Source organism: Legionella sp. 39-23 (genome assembly GCF_001897665.1).
Lineage (GTDB): Bacteria > Pseudomonadota > Gammaproteobacteria > Legionellales > Legionellaceae > Legionella > Legionella steelei.
Map to the genome: position 1 here is coordinate 39,246 of NZ_MKTO01000002.1, position 25,763 is coordinate 65,008.

Below are 25,763 nucleotides of genomic sequence, written 5' to 3' on the forward strand. Positions count from 1 at the left end.
GCGTATGGACATCCTAAAATTATTAGATGTCCGCATGACTGGTGGTGGCTTTATTCAGGGACAACCCTTGATGGTTGCCATAGAGAAACGCATTGGAAATCTTAATATCGAGGATTTGGATCTGCCTTTTGCTTGTGTTGCTACATCTCTATTGAATGGTAAAGAGCATTGGTTGCGCGAAGGCTCCTTGCTCGAAGCAGTACGAGCCTCCATCTCTTTGCCTGGTATCTTTGCACCTGTTGTTCTAAAACACGATTTTATGTTAGATGGCGGCCTAGTCAATCCGGTACCTATTTCAATAGCACGCGCAATGGGTGCAGATTATATCATCGCTGTAAACCTAAATGGGGATCTCGTTGGCAGACATTTCTCCCAACACCACTGTGAAAAATCGTTAACTGATAATCAAGACAACAACAAGAAACGGGAATATGTCGAAAAGAATGATCCAACTATTTCTAGGTGGGCATCTAAGCTGAAGGCTGACTTCGATATTAGGGTGGATTCTTTTATTTCCTCACTACGTAATAAAAAAATCCCCGAACCTGGTCTCTTCGATGTGATCGCTGGCTCCATTAATATCATGCAGGATCGCATCACTCACTCGCGAATGGCCGAGGATCCGCCCGACATTCTCATCGAGCCGAAGCTTGGCTATATTGGGCTTATGGAATTCGACCGTGCGAAAGAAACAATACAAGAAGGCAATGAAGCGACTCAGCGCGTGAAAGGCGATCTGGAAAAGCTTAAGCGTCAATTGTGATTTCTTAAGTACCCACTAAAGTACCCATTGAATTATTTTTTGAAGAGAGGTTAATCCGTATAACCCTTGCTGAGACTGGTCGGGACGGAAGGATTTGAACCTTCGACCACTAGCACCCCATGCTAGTACGCTACCAGGCTGCGCTACGCCCCGATTAGGTGGGGAATGATAGCGAAGTCTGGGAGAAATAACAAGGGGTTATGAACTTGTCTTTATCGTTTGTAGCCTGGGTGCAGCGTAGCGGAGCCCGGGGATAGGAACATGGGTAAAATCAAAATCCCGGGTTTCTCTGCACCCAGGCTACAATTCTCTATACCTCATTTAATTTTGCGGAATGATTCTCTTGGAACTTTCTGAGAGAATGAAAGCGCAGGCGTTAATTCCTGCAGTGCATAAAACTTGCTTTTCTTCTTTTGCCCAGTACGTTCCATACGGTTTTGCTATTTGATTCACTGAGGGTGATAGGTGTATGGTCATCCATAGATAATTGCCTTTGTCTTCTGGATTGGACCAGTGATAATAGCAAACCAGATTATTGTTTTGGTTAATCAGCGCTTGCATAAAACCTATATTGTCCGGCGCCTTCCATTTTTGATAATCCATTTGCCAATATAAGGTACCGACTTGGAAAGCTTCTGAGCTGTATTGATGCGCTACAACTTCTGCGGATGTAGGACAAAAGTAGAGTTTTTCTTTGCCCGCTCCATGATCTATTTCTCCCTCTATGTGCTCCATTAAATTCTGAATAAAAAGGTTGTAATGGCTGCCTAAGGCAATACCGATTATAAAAATGATTAGGATGAGTAAACTATTTTTTAAATATTTGTGCACAATGCAAACTCCTGGCACGAACTCCTCAAGTCCCCAACAATACCCAAGGAGAGGGCCTGTTTTTATAATAATGTTTTAATCTTTTGCGCTTCAAATTTAGAGTGTGAAATTTGAATGTATTGCTTGCAGCTCAATAATTCTGCGTATTGCAAAGCAGCTACTGCATTATTCAAGATCTCTTTTGCTAAATCAGAAGAGTCTTCCATAATTAAAAAGGATGCGGTGCTCATTTGCACGGAAGCCATATGGAGCTTATTAATACAGACCTTTTTTTCTTGATAGTCAGATAACGAAATAAGCACTCGCGACAGTTCATAGCACTGATTTGCTAAAAATTCTTTGCTTGGCCCTGAGTGCACATTCATACTGAATACAGGTAAACTTAATATTAACGCTCGTTTTAAAGTCATTTTAAACATAGGATACTCCTGTAAGTTGCTGAATAAACCGGCTTCTCTTCACACAATCCTGATGCATGAAGAATGAGTTCCAATCTGAGAAAAGAACTCCTGTTAAACTCTACCGATGTCAATGACATTGTGGGACAAAGTAACCTGGATCCCATTTCCAGGTTACAATAAGTCATTGATTTGGGTGCTTAACCGTTAAGTGCTTGGTTTAAGCAAAAGCATTAATTCCTGTAATATGTTTTCCTAGTACCAGCGTATGGACATTGTCCGTACCCTCGTATGTAAAGACTGATTCTAAATTAAGCATGTGGCGAATCACATGATACTCAAGACTGATTCCATTTGCTCCTAATAGATTCCTGCATTTTCGCGCAATATTCAATGCCTCACGACATGCGTTACCCTTAGCAAGAGAAATCATCACGGGATTCTCACGATGATTATCTTTTATGCGTCCTACCTGTAAATTAAGGCATTGTGCTTTAATAATTTCAGTATACATATCTGCCAAGTCTTTTTGAATAAGCTGAAACGCAGCCAATGGCTTATTAAATTGCTTACGCTCTAACAGATAATCACGAGTAATATCAAAACACGCCATCGCCGCACCCATAGCACCCCAAGCAATGCCATATCTCGCCTGACTTAGGCAGCTTAAAGGAGCCCCCAACCCTTTATCACTTCCTGGAAGATAATTCTCATCAGGAACAAAAACATCATCAAACACCAATTCCCCAGTGTTCGAAGCGCGTAATGACATCTTTAATTTAATTTCGGGGCGACGTAATCCCTCCGACTTAGTATCGACAATAAAACCACGAACCCCTTCTTCTGTTTTTGCCCAAACAATGGCGATATCTGCGATTGGCGAGTTGGTGATCCACATTTTCGCCCCATTCAAACTCCAACCACCCTTCACTTTCTTCGCCGTAGTTCTCATCCCTGCGGGATCTGATCCAAAATCAGGCTCAGTCAAACCAAAACAGCCGATAATCTCACCTGTAGCCATTCCCGGTAAAAAGCGCACGCGCTGCTCTTCAGAACCATAACGAAAAATAGGATACATGCATAAAGAGCTTTGTACGGAAACAAAACTGCGTAAGCCGCTATCCCCGCGTTCTAACTCCTGGCACACTAAACCGTAAGCGACATAAGATGCTTCAGAACCACCGTATTCCGCCGGTAAGGTCAAACCTAATAAACCCATTTCTGCGGATTTTTTAATAAGCTCTCGTGGAAATTGAGCATGTTCAAAAGATTCAGCCATCAAAGGCATTACATCATTGCTGACGAAGCGCGCGACACTATCGCGTATCATGCGTTCATCACCATTCAACTGCTCATCAAGAAACAACAAGTCGTCCACTTTCCTTCTCCCTTTTATCTGACTGTAACGCAATCACGGCTTCAATAATACTTTCTTTACTGGGTAACAAATACTGCCAAGCATTACCCAAGGGAATAAAGCAATCTTTACCGGTAATTCGTTTGATTTTTAAACTCGATGATGCGGTTTCTAGCAACAAAGTCATCAAACCTTCACTGACCGAACCACTTTGTCTGCCTTCATCCACAATTAACACGTTTTTCGCTTTGGCGATTTCTTTTAAGATCCCATCAACAGGTAAGGGACTAAGCCAGCGTATGTCCACTATTTTGACAGGAATATTATGTTCTTCCTGCAATACCTTTGCGGCTTGCCGTGATAAATAATAACCATTGGCATAGGTTAAGATGACCGTTGCACCCTCGCCAAAAACACCTACCTCTCCTGGTGCAATTACAGCGTCTGGCACAGGATAATTAAAAAGCCAGCCATTATCCCCAGGTTCGTGCAAGTCTTTAGTCATATACAAAGCAATCGGTTCTAAAAAGACAACAACCCGTCCTTCCTCATAAGCTATGCGCATGCACGTACGTAACATTTTTGCAGCATCAGGACCATTTGAAGGGCATACGACAATTACTCCAGGTAAATCACGCAGTACGGCAATGGAGTTGTCATTATGGAAATGCCCGCCAAATCCTTTCTGATAAGCCAATGACGCGATACGTAGCACCATAGGATTTTGATATTGGCCACTGGAAAAAAAGGATAAGGTCGATGCCTCTCCACGCAGTTGGTCTTCTGCATTATGCAAATAAGCCAAAAACTGAATTTCTGGAACCGGAATAAAGCCATTATGTGCCATGCCAATTGCAGTGCCTAAAATGGTCGTCTCATCCAAGAGGGTATCAAATACTCGGCGTTGTCCAAAGCGCACCTGTAAGTCAGCGGTAACTCGGTAAACGCCTCCTTTTTTACCCACATCTTCACCAAATACCAACATATTAGGGTATTGCATCATTAAATCAGTCAAAGCAAAATTAATTTGCTGGCATAAATTACGTTTTTGCGCTAGTTGCGAGAACGCATTGGCAAAAACTTTTGCCCGTTGCTCCTCACTAGGCAGTGGAAGTGCTGGTTTTTTGGGTACAGAAGGGATTAACGACGACATCACTGCTTCAGCACTTGTAAGTTTGGGTTGTCTTATCGCTTCCACTGCTTTGGCTTCGATTAAATCTTTATTATTTCGATAAAGACTTAGCATGTCTTGGACAGTCATCCAGCCTTCACGATAAAGAATACCTGCCGTATGCAGTAAAGGATCTTGAGCCTCTCTCGCTTCTATTTCAGCTTGTGTATTATATTGTGCTTCAATATCAGAACCTGCATGTCCTAATAAACGCACGCAGCGCATATGCAAGAAAACGGGTTGTTTTTTTACACGCGCCAAATATTCTGCTTCCTGTGCTGCGGCATAGGTATCAGCGATATTCAAACCATCACACGCAATATAATGCAAACCCGGACGCGCACTGACTGAACGCTCTATCCAGCCTGCTGGTGTAGGCACAGAAATTCCTATGCCATTGTCTTCACAAATAAACACTAGTGGTAAGGGATAATTTTGTTGCGAAATCCATGAGCAAGAATTCAAAGTGGTTTGTGCTGATGCATGGTTAGTTGATGCATCACCAAACGAGCAAATGATCACCGAATCGGGATTTAAATTGCTATGAGTATTGAGTTCTTTTGCGCGTGTAATCGATAAAGCAGCGCCTAGAGCTTTAGGTAAATGGGATGCAATGGTTGAGGTTTGCGGGGGAATATTTAAAGGAACGCTGCCAAAAACTTTGTGGCGTCCTCCTGAAATAGGATCGGTTGCTGCGGCAACCAAAGACAGCAAAATATCCCTCACTCCATCGGATCCCTGTATTTTCTTAGCCCGTTGTAAATAAAAGGCGCCACTACGATAATGCAAAAAGGCCATATCATCCGGGCGAAAAACCTGTCCCCAAACAGCATTTCCTTCGTGTCCACTACTGCCTATGGTATAAAAAGACAACCCTTTTTCCTTAAGCTGTCTGGCGATCAAATCAAGAAGACGTGATTTGATTTGCGAGTCAAAAAGCTCAATGGCAGTTTTCTTATCCAATTCCGCCGTTTCCGGACTCATAGTACTGTTGGGTTTAGGAAAGTCTGCTTGTTGTATTCGATTTATAAACTGCTCATCAACTACAATGGTCCTGTCTAACATCACTACATCCTGTTTGAGTTATTTTCTAATAAGATGATGAGTATATACTGATTCAAAATGAACAGGAAGAATGAGTTTACCCTCTCTCCTGCCCCCTATCCCGAAACAGGAGAGGGGATTTTTGTATCACTTAATATTTCACTTCATCCCCTGAATAGGCTTTGTTGAATAAATAGTTTGGAAGAATAGGATAATTACCAAATTGCCTTTTGTCATTCTGTTCAATTCTGGATATTATTGCTCAAATAATCTACACTTTTTGTAAAAGAATCCACTAAGGGGACTTCATAATGAAATGGATTATTCTGTTAGGAAGTATTGCATTGACAGCTGGATGCTGTTGTAACACGGTATACTACACATCACCAGCATTCACACCAGTTACCTACGCACGCACAGTGACCTACAGACCAGTTGTTACCATGCAACCAGTAGTTCGACGTGTGGTGACCCCTGTTGTGCAACCTGTCACTGTTTTTTCTTATCCTGTAGGACCGCTAGACGTAACAACAACTACTATTGATTTTTATTAATCTGAAAAACTATAGCCTGGGTGAAGGCAAAGCCCTCACCCAGAGTTTACGTAAACGTGCACAGACGATTATCTTGCGCCACTGAATTAATCAGTTTCTTCCTTGGAAGAATAACCACATCCATCTTGAGGACAAAGAATTTGTCGGCCAAATTTTTTGCTTTCTTTCACCGTTAAAATAGGCCAGCTACATTTTGGGCATGGTTGGTCAATGGGTTCATTCCATAATGCATAATCGCATTTAGGATAATTCCCGCAAGAATAGAAAATTTTTCCTTTTCTTGACTTACGCTGCAAAATTTTTGCTTCATGACACTTAGGACACTCTACTCCCGTATCCGCTGGTTTTTCTATGGGTTCCATGTGTTTGCATTGAGGATAATTGCTGCAGCCAATAAAACGACCATAACGTCCCGTTTTTATATGCAATGCACTAGAACATGCCGGACAAACTCTTCCCTCAACCACTTCAGGCTCATTTTTTTCATTATCCTGACCAGCCATATCTTGCGTATAGTCACATTCAGGATACCCAGTACATCCAATAAAGCGTCCACGCTTACCTAGTCTTATTGACAGCGGTTTTCCGCATTTTGGACATTGTTCATCCAAAATTTCGGTGGTTACATCTTTACGCTGGACTTGTTGATCTGTCGTTTGAATTTGCTGCACAAAAGGCTGCCAAAATTCTTCTAACACAGGAATCCATTCTTTTTCGCCGCGTGCAACCGCATCCAGTGTATCTTCAAGCTCAGCAGTGAATTTATAGTCTACATAACGTGTAAAATAACCCGTCAAAAAGCGATTCACGATCCGGCCGACATCTGTGGGAAAGAATCTTTTCTTGTCCACGATCACGTATTCACGTTGTTGCAGCGTATGAATAATAGATGCATAGGTTGAAGGACGGCCGATATCATATTCTTCCAACGCCTTCACCAAAGTTGCTTCAGAATATCGTGGCGGTGGCTCAGTAAAGTGTTGATTGGCTAAGATGTCTTGCACTTTAATCTTTTCACCTACAGCCAATATCGGCAGTAATGAACCTTCGCTGTCATCATCTTTGGTATCATCACGGCCTTCTTCATACACAGAAAGGAACCCGGGGAAAGTCACTGTAGAACCATTCGCACGGAATATATTCCCTTCACCACAACTTAAGTCAACAGCAACCGTATCGAGTATGGCATCAGCCATTTGACAGGCTACCGTACGTTTCCAGATGAGGCTGTAAAGTTTATATTGATCTGCAGTTAATGCCGATTGCACCATTTCTGGCGTGCGTTTAATCGATGTGGGGCGAATCGCCTCATGTGCTTCTTGAGCATTTTTGGATTTGGTTTTATAAAGTCTTGGGCTTGCAGGACAATTGTCTGCACCATAACGCTCGGTAATAAATTGTCGGGTTTCTTCTATTGCTTCTGTCGATAAATTAACCGAATCGGTACGCATATAGGAAATAAGACCAACTGTTCCCGTCCCAATATCTATCCCTTCATACAATTGTTGGGCAACCATCATTGATTTTCGCGCGGTAAAACCTAATTTTCGTGCCGCTTCTTGTTGCAAAGTTGACGTAATAAACGGGGGGGAAGGCTTACGTTTGCGTTGTTTTTTCTCAATTTGGGTAACGACTAAATGACCTTGCGCCTCACGAATCAAATGTTCTTTGATTTGCTGCGCCTGCTCATCCTTAGTTACTGTAAATTGTTGTAATTTCTCATTTTTGAAATAAGTTAAACGTGCTTCAAAGGACACGTTAGTATGCAGACATTGAGCCAAAATCTTCCAATATTCCTGGGCGACAAAACGTTCGATTTCTTCTTCGCGCTCCACAATAAGACGCAATGCAGGGCTTTGTACTCGTCCAGCAGAAAGCCCCCTTCTTACTTTTTTCCATAATAAAGGCGATAAATTAAAACCCACCAAATAATCCAATGCACGTCGTGCTTGTTGGGCATTCACCAAATCCATAGAAATCGTGCGTGGATGATTGATTGCATCCTGAATTGCTGATTTGGTAATTTCATTGAAAAAAATCCGATGAATGGTTTTATCCTTGGTTAGATTTTTTTCTTTCATTAATTCATAAATATGCCAAGAAATAGCCTCACCTTCGCGATCAGGGTCGGTAGCCAGTAATAACGAGTCTGCCTTTTTGAGCATTTTTGCAATCGTTTCGATATGCCTTGAGTTTTTTTCAATCGGCGCATAAGTCATCGCAAAATGTTTATCGGGATTGACCGAACCTTTGCGTGCTGGCAAATCACGAACATGCCCATATGATGCAACAACCTCGTAATCATTGCCCAAATATTTTTGAATTGTCTTCGCTTTGGCGGGTGACTCAACAATCACCAAATGTTTACTCATAGTAACGTTAACCTTATCCTTTTCACTTCATCCTTAAGTCACCAAAATACCCGTATTGAGAAAAATACGGGGGCTTGGTGCTGAAAATGAAATATCGACAACTTCTAGTAGTATAGGAATAGATGATCTTTTAATGTAATGTCAATTGATCTTCTGATTGATAAAGAACTAAATCAAGAAAAGCCAATTGTTCTTCATTTAAAGTACTGGCTAAAGTATTTCTGATTGTCCATTTAGTCTCTTGAAGAGTGACGATACGAGATTCAGAAAATTGTAATTGATTCATCACCATTTCAAACGATTCTTCATTAAGAATTTTCCATAACTTCATGCGTATGATAAATTGATAACTGGCCTTAGTCAGTTTCATTTGTTCATCATAAGTAAATACTCGTGTTGATGTTTGTTGTTGTAACTTCAAATACAAAACTTGTTCTTCTGAAGCCGACTGCTCTTCTTCGTTTAGTTCCGTTGCATCCTGATCAGCGGTTTTATGGCTTTTTTGCAGCTGGGTAAGACTTTTTTCAAATAAACTCAATAACATTTCAAATAAGTTATCTTTCATATACTAACACCTCATATAGCCACCGGGCACAGATACAACAGCCCCATTTAATTCTAATTTCGCAAGCTCACTAGTGACTTGCTCAACGGTGCATCCACTACGTAAAATGATCTGATCAACAGTTGTCATTTCAAAGCCAATGAACTTTACTAGGTTTTTATTCTCGCTGGCAAGAGGTAAAATAGCTTTATCAGCTGTTTGCTGTTCTGAATCAATCCGTAACTCTTCAAGAACATCAGCAACTGAAGTGACTAATTTGGCTCCTTGCTGCAACAAGTAATGACAACCTCGAGCCAGGGGATTATGAATGGAGCCTGGGATTGCCAAAACATCTCGGTTTTGTTCCAGGGCCATTCGTGCTGTGATTAAAGAACCACTCTTTATTGCCGACTCAACAACCAAAGTGCACAATGATAAACCACTTATTATACGATTTCTTCGTGGGAAATGTCCAGCGCTTGGTGGACTTTTTAGTGGGAATTCGCTAATTAACAGACCATTTTGTGCAATTTGTAGCGAAATCCCACGATGTCGATACGGATAAATTTGATCAATTCCTGTACCTAAAACCGCGATTGTTTGCCCTCTAGCGTCCAAACATCCTTGATGAGCCTCCGCATCAATACCTAAAGCCAAACCACTCACTATGGTAATTCCATGAGATGCGATGGCCTTCGCAAATTGTCGCGCATTTTCACTGCCAGTTATCGTCGGATTACGACTACCTACTACAGCTAATGTCGGTTGCTTTAAACAGGCGAGCTGTCCTTTTGCATACAACACAACTGGAGGATCGGTAATTTCCTTCAATAAGGCAGGATACTCAGGCGAATCCCATGTCAGGATATGATGCTCATCAGCTGCCGCCAACCAATTGAGATCTTCTTGAATCAAATTCAAATCAAAACCAGCTATGGTTTGTGCCAACGCGCTTGATAAACCTGCTTGTTCAAGCTCAATTTCTGAGAGTTGGAACATTTGTTGTAAATCGGGCCAGCGTTTTTGCAATTTTGCAACGGTGCGTGGACCAACCCGTTCCATTCGATTTAGTGCGAGATAATAGGATAAATTATTCATGGGTTAGCCACACGATTTGATAAATAAACAGCGCGAGTTGAGCGAACGATTAAAGCAAAACTGGTTTTACTAAATACACGGAACACCATGATTTCGCCAATACGCTCGGGAGGTAATTTAATAGGGTGCAATTTATTTCTAGGGTCGCTGACTGTATGTGACGCTCTATAAATGCCCAGTACATCCCCTGCTTCCAATCCATCACGAGCCCCCAAACTAATGACGACTACCCCGCCCACAGCCTCCTGGACATTTCCATTGGGCATACCATCAGGCATATCAATAATAAATCCCCTTACAATAAATCTTGGGGCTTTAGGCTCAAAATACAAATTAAATTCAGGACTATTATTAATTAAAACACTATCTTGAACTTTAATGCCTTCATTAATACTGGTTAATAAAATGGTGGCAGGCTCTCCTCCCGCAACCAACTCAGCATATCCGACCAAATCGGCTCGATACCCTAGAAGTTCTTTAGTTTTGGGATGCTCATAATTTTTTCCCCCTCTAAAAATCGAATAAGCAGGGACACCTCCAGTAGGTAACTCTCTTGATGGGTGCAATCCTTGAACGTACGCCTCATCTCCTTGGCCGCCCATCATGTGCTCTCCTACTAACGCCACTATATAAGGTGCTCGACCAAGAACATCCTGATCCAAAATAAGCGACTCATTCAAAAAAGGTTTGATTTCACTTAAAGGAATTGGAGGAACCGCTTCCTCTAAGGGAATAGGACGGATATTAGGTGATAATTTGATAGTGCCATTCGAAAGTACTTTAATGTAGGGTTTCTTCTCATAATAGGCTAAAACAAGAACCGCTCCAGGGTACAAACGGTTGGGATCTTTTATATTGGGATTAACATGCCAAAGCTCTTTCCACTCCCAAGGATTATGCAGGTAACGGCTGGCTATGCTCCATAAAGAATCCCCTGGTTGCACAACATAGCGCGCAGGAGCGTCTGATCGTAAACTGAGAGCATAATTCAATGTAGAAAAGAAAAAAAAGATTAAAAAGAGAATAAATCTCATTAGAGCCAATCCTTTGTTGGAATATCTTGCCTAAAGGGTCACCTCGTATCAAAAAACAGCCGTATTCAGCGCAAATTCGACCGTTTATCAAGATTTTTACATCCCACGTGACCTATACTATCTTGCAGCCATACAATATATAAAGGATAATATAACATGATTTTTACGCAGAGAACCAGATAAACGATGGCTATTCATACGATTCTATATTTACCCGACGCCCGACTAAGAGATGTTGCAAAACCTGTTGTTCATTTTGATGATAAATTGCAAACTCTAATTGAAGACATGTTTGAGACCATGTACGACGCGCATGGTGTTGGGCTTGCTGCACCACAAATAGGTGTGGGCTTACGTTTGTCTGTGATTGATATTATGGGTGATAAACAGAATCAAATCGTGATTATCAATCCTGAAATTATTGCTTCAGAGGGTCAAAAAAAGTTTGAAGAAGGCTGCCTTTCTGTTCCTGGAGCTTATGATACTGTGATCCGCGCAGAAAAAGTAACCGTAAAGGCTTTAGATAGAAATGGAAACCCCTTTGAAATTCAAGCCGATGGCTTACTCGCTGAATGTTTGCAACATGAAATTGATCATATGAATGGTAAGTTGTTTGTTGATCTACTTTCTCCGTTGAAGAAAGCCATGGCCCGTAAAAAACTAGAAAAATTCAAAAAGCGCCAACAGGCACGAAAATAATTTGCTGCATTTTTCATAGGTTTTCATTCAAGATATGCCTTTTGCAGACGTTCTTTGGTCATAATGTCACATAGGATATAAAAAATCTTAGTGAACGGTTGAATTCGAGTACTTACCATGAATCAATTAAACATCGTTTTTGCTGGAACCCCAGAATTTGGTTTGCCTTGTCTTGATGCATTACTGCATTCAACACATCGTATTCAAGCTATTTACACTCAACCCGATCGACCCGCCGGACGTGGTCGAAAATTACAGGCTTCGGCAGTAAAGGAATGGGCGTTAACACATCAAATTCCAGTCTATCAGCCCTTAAATTTTAAAAATCCTGAAGCAATTTCTGAACTTGCTGCATTAAAACCCGATGTCATGATTGTTATTGCTTATGGTCTAATTCTCCCTAAAGCAGTTCTCGACATTCCACGCTTAGGCTGTATTAATGTACATGCTTCTCTCTTACCTCGATGGCGCGGTGCCTCGCCAATTCAATCGGCAATTCTTCATGGTGATACAGAGTCTGGGGTAACTATAATGCAAATGGATGTAGGTATGGATACCGGAGCGATGCTGCGTAAAGCTAATTGCTCCATTACTGCATCAGATACCGCCCAAAGTTTACATGACAAGTTAGCACAGATCTCCGCGCAGCCCTTACTGCAAACGCTAGAGGAATTAGCCAATCATACCATTCATCCTGAAATTCAAAATGATGAATTAGCAACCTATGCTCGCAAAATCAACAAAGAAGATGCCTGCATCAATTGGCACCAACCAGCAATAGAAATTGACTGTAAAATTCGCGCCTTCAATCCTTGGCCAATCGCTTATACGACCTTTGAAGAAGAAATTGTACGTATTCACCAAGCGCAAATTGTTGCATTGCCCGCGCAACATGCTCCAGGCACACTGGTACACATTGATAAGAATGGCATGCTCATTGCTACTGGCAAGCAGGGCTTGCTTATAGAAAAAATCCAGTTCCCTGGTGGCAAAGTGATTTCTATCGCCGATTGGTTAAATTCTTCCAAATCACGAGCGCATGTAGGGTATGTGTTTTAATGAACAAAAACGAACGACTGCATGCCTTAAAAATTTTAACGAATTTACTGACCGAAAAATCATCCTTATCCCAACAGATATCGGCCGCAGCGGAAGTATCGCCAATGACCAAAGAAATATGCTTTGGCTTTTGCCGACATTATTTTCGCCTGCAAGCCATTGCCGAGTGTTTGCTGCAAAAAAAACCGAAAGAACTCGAGGTTTGGGTTGCATTACTTATAGGCCTTTATCAATTACATTACATGCAACAACCTGATTATGCAGTAGTCAAAGAAACGGTTGCATTGCTTGAAAAAATCAAAAAACCTTGGGCCAAAGGCTTAGTTAATGCTGTTTTACGCAATTTCTGTCGCCAACAAAAAGAAATTCTGGCACGTTTGCACAAAAATCCTTTATTTCTTCATGGTCAACCACAATGGCTGGTGGAGCGCCTGCAAGCTGACTGGCCGAATGATTGGCAGTCAATCGCGCAAGCAAACGATGCGCATCCGCCTATGACGCTAAGAGTAAATATCCAAAAAAATTCGCTTGCGGAATATGTACAGATTTTAAATCGTGAAGGAATTGCTGCCGAAACCCATCCCGTGGCACCTGCAGGAATTACTTTAAACACACCCTGTGACGTACGCCAGCTACCTGGTTTTGCAGAAGGAAGTGTCTCTGTTCAAGATGGTGCCGCACAATTGGCCGCTTCATTATTGTCTTTAAAACCCGGTTTACGCCTTCTTGACGCCTGTTGTGCTCCTGGAGGTAAAACCTGCCATATTTTAGAACAAGAGCCCAATCTTGCTGCATGCGTTGCCTTAGATGTTGATGCTAGACGGTTGAAACGCGTTCAAGAAAACTTGAATCGCCTTAACTTACAGGCAACTTTAGTGCAAGGAGATGCTTTAACTCCTTCCACATGGTGGGATGGCCAACTCTTTGATCGTATTTTGTTAGATGCTCCTTGTTCAGCAACAGGAGTTATCCGCCGTCATTCAGACATTAAGTTATTACGGAACAATGAAGAAATTGTTACTATAACTAACATACAACATGATATGCTGAATTGCTTATGGCCTTTGTTGGCAAAAGGTGGCTTACTGGTTTATGCCACATGTTCAGTAATGTCAGTGGAAAATGAACAACAAATTGCAAACTTTGTTGCGACTCATCCAGACTGTACCATAATAAAAGAACCTTGGACTTGGGGACATGCAACAGGTCATGGCCAACAAATTTTGCCGGGTGAACAAGGTATGGACGGATTTTTCTACGCAGTATTATTTAAGGATGAAAAATGACAATCAACTGGCCTTTAATTACCCTTTTGTTCTGCTTATCCATCCCTGGGGTAGTAATCGCAATAAAACGTTTAATCTTTTTTTTATTACCTGATAATTCTGACGCATTAAAAAAACGCATAAGTCGCTTTGCCATTTTGCAAACGTTACTCATGGTCTTTGTCCTAAGTCTGGCAGGTGCGATATTGTCACCAATGACTGGTTTAGATGACGCAATACTTGAGGGACTGTTACAAGGCACCACTGGGATAAAGGCATTGATACCAATTTTATTACCTACAGTTCTGTATGCTTTTGTTGGATTAGTGGTGTTTTTAGTGCTCTATTATGGCTTTATTGCACGCATCATCGATCAAAAAAATATGGACATCTTAGCTAATATTCGCATTGTTCTTGGAGTTGATGGCTGTGTTCTTTATGGAGGTGTAGTTGAGGAGATCATTGCGCGCTGGGGCTTACTAAATCTTGCTACTTTTTTTGCATTTCTCTTTACCAAACAGTATCCCAACTTGATTATCTGGATTTCAATTTTTATCAGTGGCCTAATATTTGCAATAAGCCAAATCCCAGCTTATCTTGCTGCCGGATGTACCTCAAGTCGTCGTTTCATTTACTCCGTTATCATGCTTAGTTTGTACCAATCATTACTATTTGGTTACTTATTTTGGCAGTATGGACTTATGGCTGCGATATTGTCACATATGCTATTCCATATTGGATGGGCAGCATTTGAAAATGTAAAAAAAGCGTAAAGCACTCCCCCCTTAATCTTGTCTTAACCTAGATCTTTTATCCTACAGGTGAATGTATTCAAAGTTAGGGGGTAGGATATGGCCACTTCAAGTAATGAATTTGCTGAGCTGGTAAATAAATTACATAGATCACCAAATCATCCTGGTTTAAAACAAGCCGTGATCCAACACTTACCTAAAGTGATGGCCTTAGCTCAGGATAACCCTATGGCGTTATACCATTTAGCTCATATTTATCCACCGACTTCTTCTCAGTACAAACAAACCATGCGCCAAGCTGCTAATTCAGGATGTACTAATGCAATGCTGGTTATGATGCAAGTATTGGGGAACTCTAATGAGGTGAGCGAGCTAAAAAAAGCAGCCCATTATTTAACGATGATAAATAAATCCAATGATTCGTACATTAAAGAACAAGCTAAATCATTATTGGATGAATACCCTCAATTAGCTAAAGTGGTACAAGAACAAGCAAAATCTCATTCAAGTCATGGACTTGCTCATCGTTTCTTTGCACCACCACGGGCAAAAGAAGACTCAATGGTTCCTATGCACACTGTAGAATGTAAAGCCTAGGACATAGCCTGGGTAAAGGTGAATGCCGTAACCTGCAATAGAAAACCCGGGTTACGCTTCGCTACACCCAGGCTACAAAAATGATATGTGCAATGGATTTTATGAACGGTGTTTTGTGACGCAGCCCGGCTAAAGGTACATGTCATAGCCCTGGAAACCACGCCATCTTTTAAACAATCAAAAAACGAAAATTCTTTTGAATTTCGTTCAAATCAAACTGATTCAAGTATAAAGAAAAACTCATCCACGCACTTAAAGCTGCCAAATCTTGGAATGGAGGGGGCAGATAGATCGGGTTGCTTAAAATTCCACGTTCTTTTAATTCAGTGAGTAAAGGCAAATCATCCAAAACCAATTTCCCAGTAAATAATAAAGGGATAGAATCAACATGCTTTTTACTGATCGCAAAACGGATGTAATTATAAATCAATACGAAACCTTTCGCATAAGATAAATCTTTGGTAAACGGACCACCCGTTGGCGTACTTCCCCGAAAAACGCGCACAGTTTGATTATAACTGTCCTCTTCGCTTAAACCACAATCCATAAAATAATTATAAATATCCAGAAAGTCAGCTCCTTGTGTCACCATATCCAACGCAATGACACGATTGGTAATCTTTAACATCCGACTGGGATATGAAGAAAAAGTAACTACTTCCGTAATCACGGCCAAACCTTCTTGAATCACACTACTCGAAGGAGAACCCTTAGAAAGAAAAAAGCAATTGGGCTGCATCGAACCGTTCAAGGTTGTACCGACATGAACCCAACCTTCATGTACTTCCAAATAGCGAAGGTCGCGGTCACTAAACATGGCTTGCTGACTCAATTTAATGCTGTCCGCACCCGCCGAAGCATCTGCAATCATTTCATCACTGACCATCACCGTTACTTTGCCAGGATGCTTATCAAAAAAATGTCCTAAACGTGTTTGCAAAATTTCCTGAGCCTGTTGCGGGGTATGACGTTTTACATCTGCTTCAGACTGCAATTGAACACTAAGACCAGTTAACACATCAAAAAGCAATGTCCCCATCTCGGACATACGCGGCCCACCAGCATAAAACACATCATTGGGGCTGCCATATAACTCCATCGCCAACTCAGAAAATGCAGGAGTACCCCGCACAGCAAGCATTTGTGTAGCTCGGCTGTATTCTTCACACTGGCGACGTATTAAACGAGTTAAGGTAGAATATTGCCCTAGTTGATTCTGGGTATCGCGCAAAATAATACGAAATTCTTCTTGTTTTTCATGAACATCAAAAGGCAAAGGTTTCTTTTCGTAATATTCTTTATCAACCGTTGGAAGTTTTTTACCCTTATGTTTAAAAAACTCCCTTTTTATGGATTCATCCCATTTGATACTATCAAGAATCCTGATCTTGCGTTGCGCTTCCACAATACGCTGCGATAATTCCTGTACAATGAGCAACTCAGCTGATTCTGATGGCGTCATAATAAATCCCCTATGATACAGGCGGTGAAATACTCACACGTGCATCTTGGTTCTGTTGAGGCAAGTCATAAAAACTACTAATATTTGCTCTCGTTAATGGAGATGGAACTTCTAATGAAGGACCATTACGACTGCTCAAGTAAAGATTCTCACCATTACTGGCATAACGACTACATCCTGATAATACGAGCGCAACACAAATAATAAAACAAAACTTTTTCACTTAAATTAACTCCAACGTCTTCAAAACCTTTTCCAATGGCTCATGATGCTCTTCAGACAAACGAGTCAATGGCATTCTTAATTCATTATCCATTAAACCCAATCTGCTTGCTGCCCATTTGATAGCAATTGGATTCGTTTCAATAAACAATAAATCATATAAGGGTGCAAGCTGTTCATTTAAACGTAAACTCGCAGCATGGTCACCGTCTAAAGCTGAGTCACACAATTTAGCCATTAATCTAGCAACCACATTTGCTGCTGCTGAAATATTTCCCTTAGCTCCAGCCAACATCCAAGATGCTGCGGTAAAATCGTCGCCGCTAAATACATCAATACTGCCTTCTGAAAGACGTAAAATTTGCTGCAACCGCGTCATCTGCCCTGTAGCATCCTTTATTCCCACAATATTAGAAATCTTAGCAAGTCGAGCTACTGTTTCTGGCAACATATCACATGCAGTTCTTGTGGGCACATTATAAAGAATAATAGGGATAGCAACTGCCTGAGCTATTTGACTGTAATGCAAATATAAACCCTCTTGAGTAGGTCTGATATAGGCAGGAGTCATAATTAATGCGGCATGAGCGCCGTATTCCATTGCCTCTTGAGTCAGTTGAATACAATCTCGTGTTGCATTCATACTCGTACCTGCAATAACAGGAATCCGCTCTTTTGCTTGATCTATTACGGTTTTAATAACCAATAATTTTTCTTCGTGAGATAAAGTACCTGATTCCCCAGTAGTACCGGCGGCAACAAGGCCATGGCTACCCATTTCAATATGAAATTCAACCAGTTCTCGTAAGCGCGGTACATCAACCTCACCATTCTTCATAGGTGTTAATAAAGCGACAATGCTTCCTTTAAACATACGATCCTCTGTTCTTATTATTCATATTCCTAATACTACTGGAAAATGAGAGTTGGAGCAAAATCTGATCTCTAAAAAGAATCTGCAAAAAACAAATTATGATCATTTATTTGACATTAAATATTTTTTTTGTACTAAAATCATAGTGAAGATGAAGAAACAGGATCTTCTTGTCATGAATATCTGCTCTATCACTGCAAGAATCCTAAAATTATAAAAAGGAGTTCGCTATGAAAAAAATTATTACTCCCTTAGTTCTTGTCGGTTTATCAGCTTTTATGCTGGGGGGTTGTACTAATACGGAAGTGGGTACTGCTGCAGGCGGTGCTGCAGGAGCTGGCCTAGGGTATGCAGTAACTGGAGGCAGTGCCGTTGGAACCGTGATTGGTGCAGGAGCTGGTGCATTAATAGGAAACTCAATCGGCCAACAACAAGACCGACGCTATTACTATCATCATCGTTACTATCGTCCTGGCTACAATTATTATTACTACTAATACAAAATACACAAAATTAAACACCCTTAACTTTTTTGAGTTAAGGGTGTCTTTACTCTCATGGTTAGCCTGGATTTAGTAAATTGCATGGCTTCATGTAAAAAACGAGAACACATTTTATGAAATTTCTTTAACAAAGAAAAAATCTTAATGAATATAAAGCAATATCAAATTTCCATTGCTATACTTTTTAGAAGAATTTTCAGATTAATCCTAACCGATTGATCATTAACTCAAAATAATACAAGGATTGTAATCATGCGCTTAAAAAATAAAGTAGCCATAATTACTGGTGCGGCCAGTGGAATAGGTAAAGAAATCGCCCTAGTATACGCCAAAGAAGGAGCTAAGGTTGCCATTGCTGATATGAATCTCGATCAAGCCAATAGTGCTGCTGAAGAAATAAAATCTAAAGGTGGAGAAGCCATGGCCGTTGCCATGAATGTCACCAATGAAGATGAAGTCATCAAAGGCGTTGATGATGTCGCAAAATACTTTGGCGGCGTTGATGTGATGGTCAGTAACGCGGGAATTCAAATTATCAGCCCTGTAGATCAATTGGCTTTTTCTGATTGGAAAAAATTAATATCCATTCAATTAGATGGCGCTTTTCTAACAACTCGTGCCGCATTAAAACATATGTATGCCTCTGGTAATGGAGGAAGTATCATTTATATGGGCTCAGTCCATTCCAAAGAAGCGTCTAAACTGAAAGCACCTTATGTGACTGCAAAGCATGGCTTAATTGGCTTATGTAAAGTCGTTGCCAAAGAAGGCGCAGCTCATAATGTTAGAGCGAACGTCATTTGCCCAGGCTTTGTACGTACACCATTAGTTGACAAACAAATTCCCGAACAAGCTAAAGAATTAGGGATCACTGAAGAGCAAGTCATTAAGAATGTCATGCTCAAGGATACCGTTGACGGAGAATTTACTACCACCGATGACGTGGCACAAACTGCGCTGTTTTTTGCGTCTTTTGAATCAAATGCTTTGACCGGTCAATCACTGATCGTAAGTCACGGATGGTTCATGGAGTAAGTCCTATGGCCCGGACGAAAAAAAGTAAAATAAAACAACACCAACACGTTGCGTGCTGTTTTCAAGGTGGTGGGGCTTTAGGCGCCTATCAAGTAGGCGTTATGCATGCTTTGGATGAAGCCGGTTATGAGCCCGATTGGTTTGCTGGCACCTCAATAGGGGCGATCAATGCAGCAATCGCAGCCGGCAATCCACCAGGGGTGCGCGTTGAAAAAATGTTACAATTTTGGGAAACCATTGCCAGCACATCGCTAATCGAGAACAAGCTACTTCCCGATGATGAAGGAAGTCGAAAGGCAGAGCATTTCCTATCAGCTCAATCTACCTTATTATGGGGCCAACCAGGCTTTTTTTCCCCCCGCTTTCCTCCCTTACTCATGGGATATTATAACAAACCCAATACCATCAGTTTTTACGATACCCAACACTTAAAATCCTCCCTGGAGCGATTTGTCGATTTTGATCGCCTCAACTCCAAAGCAACACGCATAAGCGTCGGCGCCGTTGAAATATGCTCAGGAGAGATGGTGTACTTTGATTCACAAGATACGAAAATCGAGCCTGAGCACATTATGGCCAGTGGTGCATTACCTCCTGGTTTTCCGGCCGTTGAAATTGAGGGAAAATATTATTGGGATGGTGGGATTTCCAGCAACTCGCCAGCAACTTATGTATTATCAGCACATCGATGCCCCAAAAATCTGCTCTGCTTTGCGATTCATTTATTTGACTCTTATGGCTTGTATCCTACAACAATAGACGAAGTAATAAAGCGTAAAAAAGATATAGAGTATTCCAGCCGCTTTTCGAAAGCGATTGAAATGTATCAACAGATTCATGCATTAAAAAACACCATTCATATACTTTCTCATTATGTTCCCAAAGAAGAACGTGGAAACCCCGAACTGCAGCTTTGTATCGCACGTGGGCATCAGTCTACGATCTCCGTAGTACGTTTTTTATGCGAGCACGATGAAACTGAACTTTCTTCAAAAGATTACGAGTTTTCACAAAAAAGTATTTTAGAGCGTATAAACCGGGGCTACTTTGATGGAACAAGAGCAATTAAAAAATCTCCCTGGAACAAGAAAGTATCTCAAACAACAGGTATTGCTGTTTACGATATGTCCCCTAATAAACATTTAAAAGAGGAGTCTGAAAATGAATGAAGCAGAGGTAAAAAAACAAGCATTTGCCATGCCACTCGTCAGCCCATCTTATCCTCGTGGCCCGTATCGCTTTATTAATAGAGAATTTTTAACAATTACCTATGAAACCGATATGGATTTGCTGCGCGAAGTAGTTCCAGCGCCATTAGAAGTAGTAGAGCCTTTAGTTAAATTCGAATTCATTCGTATGCCTGATTCAACGGGATTTGGCGACTATACAGAATCAGGACAAGTCATACCGGTACGATATAAAGGCAAAATGGGAAGTTATACCCATGCAATGTTTTTGGATGATCTCCCCCCCATAGCAGGTGGTCGTGAAATTTGGGGATTCCCTAAAAAACTGGCCCAACCCAAACTGGAAGTTGTGCATGAAACGCTATTAGGCACCCTGGAATATGGACCTTGTCGCATTGCTACCGCCACTATGGGCTATAAATATGAAGCACTCGATGTCAAAAAGGTAGCTGAATCCATGAAGGCACCAAATTATTTACTTAAGATAATTCCACATGTTGACGGCAGTGTGCGTATTTGTGAGTTGGTTGAGTATTTTCTTGAAGATGTTGTTATTAAAGGGGCTTGGCAAGGACCAGCTCAACTGCAATTATCACACCATGCATTAGCCCCAGTAGCCAATCTTCCCATACGACGTATAGTAAATGGTGTGCATTTATTAACAGATCTCACTTTACCTTATGGTCGAGTTGTTCACGATTATCTTAAATAAAGGTTTGGAGAACGAATAAACATGTTAATTATAATAGGCTATATAGTCATACTACTCTGTGTTTTTGGCGGATTTGCTCTTGGTGGCGGCCATCTTGCAGCAGTTTTTCAACCCATTGAACTGCTCATTATCGCAGGAGCAGCCATAGGCTCGCTGATTGTCGCGAATAGTGCCTCTGTACTAAAAGCCCTGTTAAAGGCCTTACCGAAAGTATTTCGTGGTGAAAAGTCAATTAAAGAGAACAACAGTAATTTATTAGGCCTGTTATACAACCTGCTGAATAAATCACGACAACAAGGATTAATGTCTTTGGAAGCCGATATTGATTCACCTGAAGAAAGCCCTATTTTCAACTCCTATCCTTCTCTCATGAAAAACCATCATGTTATTGAGTTCATTTGTGATTACCTCAGATTGATCGTTTCATCGAACCTGCAACCATTCCAACTTGAAGCCTTAATCGACATGGAAATTGAATCACATCATGAAGAAGAAATGATCCCAGCCAATGCCTTAGCGAAACTTGCTGATGCAATGCCTGCTTTTGGTATTGTTGCTGCAGTTCTTGGTGTAGTTCATACGATGGAATCGATTAATTTACCTCCTCCTGAACTGGGAGTACTGATTGCGCATGCACTTGTGGGTACTTTTTTAGGTATTTTAATCGGTTATGGATTTATTGGTCCCGTAGCATCAGCAATGGAACATCATGCCAATCAAACTCAGTTGATGCTGCACTGTATCAAAGCAACCATACTGGCGAGTCTGCACAATAATCCTCCTATTATTTCAGTTGAATTTGGACGTAAGGTATTGTTTTCGGCACAACGCCCCTCCTTTTCTCAGCTCAATGACGAAATTAAAAATTTCAAACCAGCGGCATCCTCATCCAGCTCGGAGAGCTCTGCTGCTGAACCTACTCCGAGTTAATGAGGTTACAGGATGAGTGAAAGCGCCAGTAAAGTAAAATCGAATTCAACCCCAATAATTCGAAAAGTCAAAAAAAATCAACACAAACATCATGGCGGCTCATGGAAAATTGCTTTTGCCGATTTTGTAACTGCAATGATGGCATTCTTTTTGTTGATGTGGTTGATTGCGTCACTAAACAAAGCACAAAAAGACGGTATTGCTGAATATTTTAAACAACCAATGAAAATCACTTTCTTTGGTGGTAAAAACGTCGGCAATCAACAAATTAACCTTAAAGGTGGCGGACCCAATATCAAAGACACCAATGGGCAGGTTTCCACAACCGATAAAGCATCCGCCCAGAGTAAAGTAGCTCAAGACATTCAAGTCATTCAATCAAATAAAGAGCAAACTCAAAAACTCGAAAATTTAAAATCACAAATTAATTTAAGCATCCAACAAGATCCTTCACTTGCTGGCCTAAAGAGTCAATTATTGATGGAAGTAGTAGACAATGGACTTCGCATCCAATTAATCGACAATCAGAATAAACCTATGTTTGATGTGGGCTCAGACAAGCTCAATCCAGGAATGGAATTAATTTTTGCCCAGATTGCTAAACTGCTTAAAAATGTGCCCAATAAAATTACTATTGAAGGACATACTGATGCCCATCCCTACCATAATCCGGAGGAGCTTGAGTATACCAACTGGGAATTATCCACTCAAAGAGCCAATGCCGCTCGTCGCGCTCTGGTTAAAGCAGGCTTGGATCCTGATAGAGTCTTACGGGTATCTGGTTTTTCATCAACCCAGCTTCTTAATGCAAAAGATCCCTTTAGTCCTGAAAACCGACGCATTAGCATTATCGTCTTAAAACCAGGGGCGGAAAATAAGGTAATGAAAAATAATGCAATCGAAAATAAAATAATTAAGAAGTAGCCTGGGTGCAGCGAAGTGAAACCCGGGTTTCGGCCCTTCGGACTTTCACCCTGGCTACACATATCAAACAGAACACTAAATCGTAGAGGCGTTCAACATCCAACGTGCTTTTTCATGAGCAGCAATGCGTTCACTAAGCAAAGCAACTGTCCCTTCATCACCGTGTTCCTGAGCCAGTTTAATTGCTGCATTCAAATCTTTCGCTAAAGTCTCATGATCTTGGGCTAAATCACTTACCATTCGATTCGCATCAGCACTGGAATCGCCATCCTTAATCGTTTTTAATTGATTCAGTGCAGTAAATGTAGCGGGAGCCTTATGCCCCATGATTAAAATGCGCTCTGCAACAGCGTCCACAGCTTCTGCCAATTCCTTATATTGCATTTCAAACAATTCATGCAGGCTTTTAAAGTGTACCCCCTTAACATGCCAGTGATAATTTTGCGTTTTAAGGTATAGAGCATAAGTATCGGCCAAAACTACTTCCATTTTTTTAATTATTGTTCCCATTATAACTCCTGACTTTATAGTTCTCATTTATTGTGGATGATACGTTTCAAAAATTCCAGGCGCTGTTTACAATTCTCGCCATCCCTGTACATGTTAGGTATTCGTTAGCAAAAATGGCAGGTGTAGGGATGACATGAGTCGATACAGCCCTTACAAATAAAAAACCCGCCAATTAAGGCGGGTTTTTAAAGGAATAGGAATGAGAGAGGCTTACATCATGCCGCCCATGCCTCCCATACCGCCCATTCCACCCATGCCGCCCATGTCACCAGCAGCTTCATCTTTCTTTGGTAAATCAGCAATCATGCACTCAGTAGTCAGCATTAAACTAGCTACAGAAGCAGCATTTTGTAATGCCATACGAGTTACTTTAGTTGGATCCAAAATACCCATATCAACCATGTCACCAAATTCACCAGTCGCAGCATTGAAACCATAGTTATCTTTGTTTTCAGATACTTTGTTTACAATAACTGAAGCTTCATAACCAGCGTTTGATACGATCTGACGCATTGGCGCTTCAATCGCACGACGAAGAATGTTGATACCCATGTTTTGATCGTCATTGTCGCCTTTCAAAGAATCCAGAGCTTTTTGTGCACGAATTAAAGCAACACCACCACCAGCTACAATACCTTCTTCTACAGCAGCACGAGTAGCATGTAATGCATCTTCAACACGAGCTTTCTTCTCTTTCATTTCGACTTCAGTAGCAGCACCGACTTTGATAACCGCAACACCGCCTGAAAGCTTAGCAACACGCTCTTGTAATTTCTCACGATCATAATCAGAAGTAGTTTCTTCAATTTGAGCACGAATTTGAGTAATGCGCGCGTTGATTTCAGCAGCTTTACCTTCACCATCAATAATTGTAGTGTTTTCTTTGGTTACTACGATACGTTTTGCAGTACCCAAATCTTCTAAAGTAGCAGCTTCTAAGCTCTTACCAATTTCTTCAGAAATCACTTCGCCACGAGTCAGAATTGCGATGTCTTGTAACATTGCTTTACGGCGATCACCAAATCCAGGAGCTTTAACCGCGCACACTTTAACAATACCACGCATGTTGTTAACAACTAGAGTTGCTAAAGCTTCGCCTTCAACATCTTCAGCGATAATCAATAATGGACGGCCTGATTTTGCAACGCCTTCCAATACAGACAACATGTCACGAATACTAGAGATTTTCTTGTCAACCAACAGGATGAATGGATGCTCAAGCTCGCAAGTCATGTTTTGTTGATTGTTGATGAAGTATGGAGAAATATAACCGCGATCAAACTGCATCCCTTCAACAACAGATAATTCATTCTCAAGTCCATTACCGTCTTCAACAGTAATAACACCTTCTTTACCTACTTTATCCATTGCACTAGCAATAATAGAACCAATTGCTTCATCAGAGTTAGCAGAAATAGTACCTACTTGAGCAATTGCTTTATTGTCTTTGCAAGGCTTAGACATAGATTGTAATTTTTTGGTGATTGCAGTAACTGCTTTGTCGATACCGCGCTTCAGATCCATAGGATTCATACCAGCAGCAATTGCTTTGTACCCTTCAACAACAATCGCACGTGCCAATACAGTTGCAGTAGTAGTACCATCTCCAGCAGTGTCAGAAGTTTTAGATGCAACTTCTTTAACCATTTGCGCACCCATATTCATGAAGCGTTGGTCAAATTCGATTTCTTTTGCAACAGATACACCGTCTTTAGTTACAGTAGGCGCGCCGTAAGCTTTCTCTAATACCACATTACGACCACGTGGGCCCATAGTCACTTGTACCGCATCAGCCAATGCATTAACACCAGCTAACATTTGTAAACGGGCATCATCCCCAAAACGTAATTCTTTAGCCATTCTCTT

At 41.1% G+C, this 25,763-nt stretch carries 26 protein-coding genes and 1 tRNA gene; 13 read left to right on the forward strand and 14 right to left on the reverse strand.

Going from position 1 to position 25,763, the window contains the following annotated elements:
- Positions 1-4 precede the first annotated feature (4 nt).
- Positions 5-763, forward strand: coding sequence for a patatin-like phospholipase family protein (locus BGO44_RS00320; protein WP_273197510.1), 759 nt, complete (start codon positions 5-7; stop codon positions 761-763).
- A gap of 76 nt (positions 764-839) precedes the next feature.
- Here the strand turns inward: BGO44_RS00320 and BGO44_RS00325 are convergent.
- From BGO44_RS00325 to BGO44_RS00345, 5 genes are all read right to left on the reverse strand, one after another.
- A tRNA-Pro gene (locus BGO44_RS00325) sits at positions 840-916 on the reverse strand.
- 168 nt (positions 917-1,084) lie between these two features.
- The gene (locus BGO44_RS00330) at positions 1,085-1,594 is read right to left on the reverse strand and encodes a hypothetical protein (RefSeq protein WP_058511932.1); all 510 of its coding nucleotides are present in this window, start codon (positions 1,592-1,594) and stop codon (positions 1,085-1,087) included.
- Between the two features lie 62 nt (positions 1,595-1,656).
- Positions 1,657-2,013, reverse strand: a complete 357-nt coding sequence (locus tag BGO44_RS00335) for a hypothetical protein (RefSeq protein WP_058511931.1) — start codon at positions 2,011-2,013, stop codon at positions 1,657-1,659.
- Positions 2,014-2,212: 199 nt separating this feature from the next.
- Positions 2,213-3,370, reverse strand: coding sequence for an acyl-CoA dehydrogenase family protein (locus BGO44_RS00340; protein ID WP_273197517.1), 1,158 nt, complete (start codon positions 3,368-3,370; stop codon positions 2,213-2,215).
- On the reverse strand, positions 3,348-5,585 hold the full coding sequence (locus tag BGO44_RS00345; protein ID WP_273197519.1) for a dehydrogenase E1 component subunit alpha/beta: 2,238 nt from the start codon (positions 5,583-5,585) through the stop codon (positions 3,348-3,350). Before BGO44_RS00345 ends, BGO44_RS00340 begins: the two co-directional genes overlap by 23 nt.
- A gap of 290 nt (positions 5,586-5,875) precedes the next feature.
- On the opposite strand from BGO44_RS00345, the gene BGO44_RS00350 reads away from it, so the two are divergent.
- Positions 5,876-6,118: a hypothetical protein gene (locus BGO44_RS00350; RefSeq protein WP_058511928.1), complete on the forward strand. Its 243-nt coding sequence runs from the start codon at positions 5,876-5,878 to the stop codon at positions 6,116-6,118.
- A gap of 86 nt (positions 6,119-6,204) precedes the next feature.
- On the opposite strand, the gene topA is transcribed toward BGO44_RS00350, so the two are convergent.
- The 4 genes from topA to BGO44_RS00370 form a co-directional block, all read right to left on the reverse strand.
- Positions 6,205-8,490 carry a type I DNA topoisomerase gene (gene topA / locus BGO44_RS00355; protein ID WP_058511927.1) on the reverse strand — a complete coding sequence of 762 codons (2,286 nt, stop codon included), beginning with the start codon at positions 8,488-8,490 and terminating at the stop codon, positions 6,205-6,207.
- 130 nt (positions 8,491-8,620) lie between these two features.
- On the reverse strand, positions 8,621-9,055 hold the full coding sequence (locus tag BGO44_RS00360) for a DUF494 family protein (RefSeq protein ID WP_058511926.1): 435 nt from the start codon (positions 9,053-9,055) through the stop codon (positions 8,621-8,623).
- A gap of 3 nt (positions 9,056-9,058) precedes the next feature.
- A complete protein-coding gene (gene dprA, locus BGO44_RS00365) occupies positions 9,059-10,132 on the reverse strand; it encodes a DNA-processing protein DprA (RefSeq protein ID WP_273197523.1) in 1,074 nt (357 codons plus the stop codon).
- Positions 10,129-11,166 (reverse strand): LysM peptidoglycan-binding domain-containing protein, encoded by a 1,038-nt coding sequence (locus BGO44_RS00370; protein ID WP_273197526.1) that lies wholly within the window; start codon positions 11,164-11,166, stop codon positions 10,129-10,131. Before BGO44_RS00370 ends, dprA begins: the two co-directional genes overlap by 4 nt.
- Positions 11,167-11,352: 186 nt before the next feature.
- On the opposite strand from BGO44_RS00370, the gene def reads away from it, so the two are divergent.
- The 5 genes from def (at position 11,353) to BGO44_RS00395 (ending at position 15,538) form a co-directional block, all read left to right on the forward strand.
- Positions 11,353-11,865, forward strand: coding sequence for a peptide deformylase (def, locus tag BGO44_RS00375; RefSeq protein WP_058511923.1), 513 nt, complete (start codon positions 11,353-11,355; stop codon positions 11,863-11,865).
- 117 nt (positions 11,866-11,982) lie between these two features.
- The gene (gene fmt / locus BGO44_RS00380) at positions 11,983-12,924 is read left to right on the forward strand and encodes a methionyl-tRNA formyltransferase (protein WP_058511922.1); all 942 of its coding nucleotides are present in this window, start codon (positions 11,983-11,985) and stop codon (positions 12,922-12,924) included.
- Positions 12,924-14,210 carry a 16S rRNA (cytosine(967)-C(5))-methyltransferase RsmB gene (rsmB, locus tag BGO44_RS00385; protein ID WP_273197531.1) on the forward strand — a complete coding sequence of 429 codons (1,287 nt, stop codon included), beginning with the start codon at positions 12,924-12,926 and terminating at the stop codon, positions 14,208-14,210. Before fmt ends, rsmB begins: the two co-directional genes overlap by 1 nt.
- Entirely contained in the window at positions 14,207-14,962 is a 756-nt protein-coding gene (locus BGO44_RS00390; RefSeq protein WP_058511920.1) for a CPBP family intramembrane metalloprotease, read from the forward strand. The genes rsmB and BGO44_RS00390 overlap by 4 nt, the downstream gene beginning before the upstream one ends.
- A 78-nt stretch (positions 14,963-15,040) precedes the next feature.
- Positions 15,041-15,538 (forward strand): hypothetical protein, encoded by a 498-nt coding sequence (locus BGO44_RS00395; RefSeq protein WP_058511919.1) that lies wholly within the window; start codon positions 15,041-15,043, stop codon positions 15,536-15,538.
- A gap of 169 nt (positions 15,539-15,707) precedes the next feature.
- On the opposite strand, the gene BGO44_RS00400 is transcribed toward BGO44_RS00395, so the two are convergent.
- From BGO44_RS00400 to dapA, 3 genes are read right to left on the reverse strand one after another with little or no spacing between them, the layout of a single operon-like run.
- On the reverse strand, positions 15,708-17,000 hold the full coding sequence (locus tag BGO44_RS00400) for a flavohemoglobin expression-modulating QEGLA motif protein (RefSeq protein ID WP_273197535.1): 1,293 nt from the start codon (positions 16,998-17,000) through the stop codon (positions 15,708-15,710).
- A gap of 10 nt (positions 17,001-17,010) precedes the next feature.
- The gene (locus BGO44_RS00405) at positions 17,011-17,223 is read right to left on the reverse strand and encodes a hypothetical protein (protein WP_058511917.1); all 213 of its coding nucleotides are present in this window, start codon (positions 17,221-17,223) and stop codon (positions 17,011-17,013) included.
- Positions 17,224-18,096, reverse strand: a complete 873-nt coding sequence (gene dapA, locus BGO44_RS00410; RefSeq protein ID WP_058511916.1) for a 4-hydroxy-tetrahydrodipicolinate synthase — start codon at positions 18,094-18,096, stop codon at positions 17,224-17,226.
- A gap of 230 nt (positions 18,097-18,326) precedes the next feature.
- On the opposite strand from dapA, the gene BGO44_RS00415 reads away from it, so the two are divergent.
- The 6 genes from BGO44_RS00415 to motB all read left to right on the forward strand — a co-directional run bounded on the left by BGO44_RS00415 (position 18,327) and on the right by motB (position 23,387).
- Positions 18,327-18,593: a YMGG-like glycine zipper-containing protein gene (locus BGO44_RS00415; RefSeq protein WP_058511915.1), complete on the forward strand. Its 267-nt coding sequence runs from the start codon at positions 18,327-18,329 to the stop codon at positions 18,591-18,593.
- A 258-nt stretch (positions 18,594-18,851) separates the two neighbouring features.
- The gene (locus BGO44_RS00420; protein ID WP_058511914.1) at positions 18,852-19,634 is read left to right on the forward strand and encodes a 3-hydroxybutyrate dehydrogenase; all 783 of its coding nucleotides are present in this window, start codon (positions 18,852-18,854) and stop codon (positions 19,632-19,634) included.
- Positions 19,635-19,639: 5 nt separating this feature from the next.
- Positions 19,640-20,803 (forward strand): patatin-like phospholipase family protein, encoded by a 1,164-nt coding sequence (locus tag BGO44_RS00425; RefSeq protein WP_273197539.1) that lies wholly within the window; start codon positions 19,640-19,642, stop codon positions 20,801-20,803.
- Positions 20,796-21,533, forward strand: a complete 738-nt coding sequence (locus BGO44_RS00430) for an acetoacetate decarboxylase (RefSeq protein WP_058511912.1) — start codon at positions 20,796-20,798, stop codon at positions 21,531-21,533. Before BGO44_RS00425 ends, BGO44_RS00430 begins: the two co-directional genes overlap by 8 nt.
- A 21-nt stretch (positions 21,534-21,554) precedes the next feature.
- Positions 21,555-22,463, forward strand: coding sequence for a flagellar motor stator protein MotA (gene motA, locus BGO44_RS00435; RefSeq protein WP_273197541.1), 909 nt, complete (start codon positions 21,555-21,557; stop codon positions 22,461-22,463).
- 12 nt (positions 22,464-22,475) lie between these two features.
- Positions 22,476-23,387 carry a flagellar motor protein MotB gene (gene motB / locus BGO44_RS00440; RefSeq protein WP_273197543.1) on the forward strand — a complete coding sequence of 304 codons (912 nt, stop codon included), beginning with the start codon at positions 22,476-22,478 and terminating at the stop codon, positions 23,385-23,387.
- A 75-nt stretch (positions 23,388-23,462) separates the two neighbouring features.
- On the opposite strand, the gene BGO44_RS00445 is transcribed toward motB, so the two are convergent.
- Together BGO44_RS00445 and groL are read right to left on the reverse strand one after the other, a co-directional pair.
- A complete protein-coding gene (locus BGO44_RS00445) occupies positions 23,463-23,897 on the reverse strand; it encodes a Dps family protein (protein ID WP_058511909.1) in 435 nt (144 codons plus the stop codon).
- Positions 23,898-24,107: 210 nt separating this feature from the next.
- Positions 24,108-25,757 carry a chaperonin GroEL gene (gene groL, locus BGO44_RS00450; RefSeq protein ID WP_058511908.1) on the reverse strand — a complete coding sequence of 550 codons (1,650 nt, stop codon included), beginning with the start codon at positions 25,755-25,757 and terminating at the stop codon, positions 24,108-24,110.
- Between the last annotated feature and the right edge of the window lie 6 nt (positions 25,758-25,763).

What these genes read in the sequence shown, in the direction of transcription:
- BGO44_RS00320 (WP_273197510.1), top strand. Translation starts at nt 5, where the DNA reads ATGGACATCCTAAAATTATTAGATGTCCGCATGACTGGTGGTGGCTTT.
- BGO44_RS00335 (WP_058511931.1), bottom strand. Translation starts at nt 2,013, where the DNA reads ATGTTTAAAATGACTTTAAAACGAGCGTTAATATTAAGTTTACCTGTA.
- BGO44_RS00345 (WP_273197519.1), bottom strand. Translation starts at nt 5,585, where the DNA reads ATGTTAGACAGGACCATTGTAGTTGATGAGCAGTTTATAAATCGAATA.
- BGO44_RS00350 (WP_058511928.1), top strand. Translation starts at nt 5,876, where the DNA reads ATGAAATGGATTATTCTGTTAGGAAGTATTGCATTGACAGCTGGATGC.
- topA (WP_058511927.1), bottom strand. Translation starts at nt 8,490, where the DNA reads ATGAGTAAACATTTGGTGATTGTTGAGTCACCCGCCAAAGCGAAGACA.
- BGO44_RS00360 (WP_058511926.1), bottom strand. Translation starts at nt 9,055, where the DNA reads ATGAAAGATAACTTATTTGAAATGTTATTGAGTTTATTTGAAAAAAGT.
- dprA (WP_273197523.1), bottom strand. Translation starts at nt 10,132, where the DNA reads ATGAATAATTTATCCTATTATCTCGCACTAAATCGAATGGAACGGGTT.
- BGO44_RS00370 (WP_273197526.1), bottom strand. Translation starts at nt 11,166, where the DNA reads ATGAGATTTATTCTCTTTTTAATCTTTTTTTTCTTTTCTACATTGAAT.
- def (WP_058511923.1), top strand. Translation starts at nt 11,353, where the DNA reads ATGGCTATTCATACGATTCTATATTTACCCGACGCCCGACTAAGAGAT.
- fmt (WP_058511922.1), top strand. Translation starts at nt 11,983, where the DNA reads ATGAATCAATTAAACATCGTTTTTGCTGGAACCCCAGAATTTGGTTTG.
- rsmB (WP_273197531.1), top strand. Translation starts at nt 12,924, where the DNA reads ATGAACAAAAACGAACGACTGCATGCCTTAAAAATTTTAACGAATTTA.
- BGO44_RS00390 (WP_058511920.1), top strand. Translation starts at nt 14,207, where the DNA reads ATGACAATCAACTGGCCTTTAATTACCCTTTTGTTCTGCTTATCCATC.
- BGO44_RS00395 (WP_058511919.1), top strand. Translation starts at nt 15,041, where the DNA reads ATGGCCACTTCAAGTAATGAATTTGCTGAGCTGGTAAATAAATTACAT.
- BGO44_RS00400 (WP_273197535.1), bottom strand. Translation starts at nt 17,000, where the DNA reads ATGACGCCATCAGAATCAGCTGAGTTGCTCATTGTACAGGAATTATCG.
- dapA (WP_058511916.1), bottom strand. Translation starts at nt 18,096, where the DNA reads ATGTTTAAAGGAAGCATTGTCGCTTTATTAACACCTATGAAGAATGGT.
- BGO44_RS00415 (WP_058511915.1), top strand. Translation starts at nt 18,327, where the DNA reads ATGAAAAAAATTATTACTCCCTTAGTTCTTGTCGGTTTATCAGCTTTT.
- BGO44_RS00420 (WP_058511914.1), top strand. Translation starts at nt 18,852, where the DNA reads ATGCGCTTAAAAAATAAAGTAGCCATAATTACTGGTGCGGCCAGTGGA.
- BGO44_RS00425 (WP_273197539.1), top strand. Translation starts at nt 19,640, where the DNA reads ATGGCCCGGACGAAAAAAAGTAAAATAAAACAACACCAACACGTTGCG.
- BGO44_RS00430 (WP_058511912.1), top strand. Translation starts at nt 20,796, where the DNA reads ATGAATGAAGCAGAGGTAAAAAAACAAGCATTTGCCATGCCACTCGTC.
- motA (WP_273197541.1), top strand. Translation starts at nt 21,555, where the DNA reads ATGTTAATTATAATAGGCTATATAGTCATACTACTCTGTGTTTTTGGC.
- motB (WP_273197543.1), top strand. Translation starts at nt 22,476, where the DNA reads ATGAGTGAAAGCGCCAGTAAAGTAAAATCGAATTCAACCCCAATAATT.
- BGO44_RS00445 (WP_058511909.1), bottom strand. Translation starts at nt 23,897, where the DNA reads ATGGGAACAATAATTAAAAAAATGGAAGTAGTTTTGGCCGATACTTAT.
- groL (WP_058511908.1), bottom strand. Translation starts at nt 25,757, where the DNA reads ATGGCTAAAGAATTACGTTTTGGGGATGATGCCCGTTTACAAATGTTA.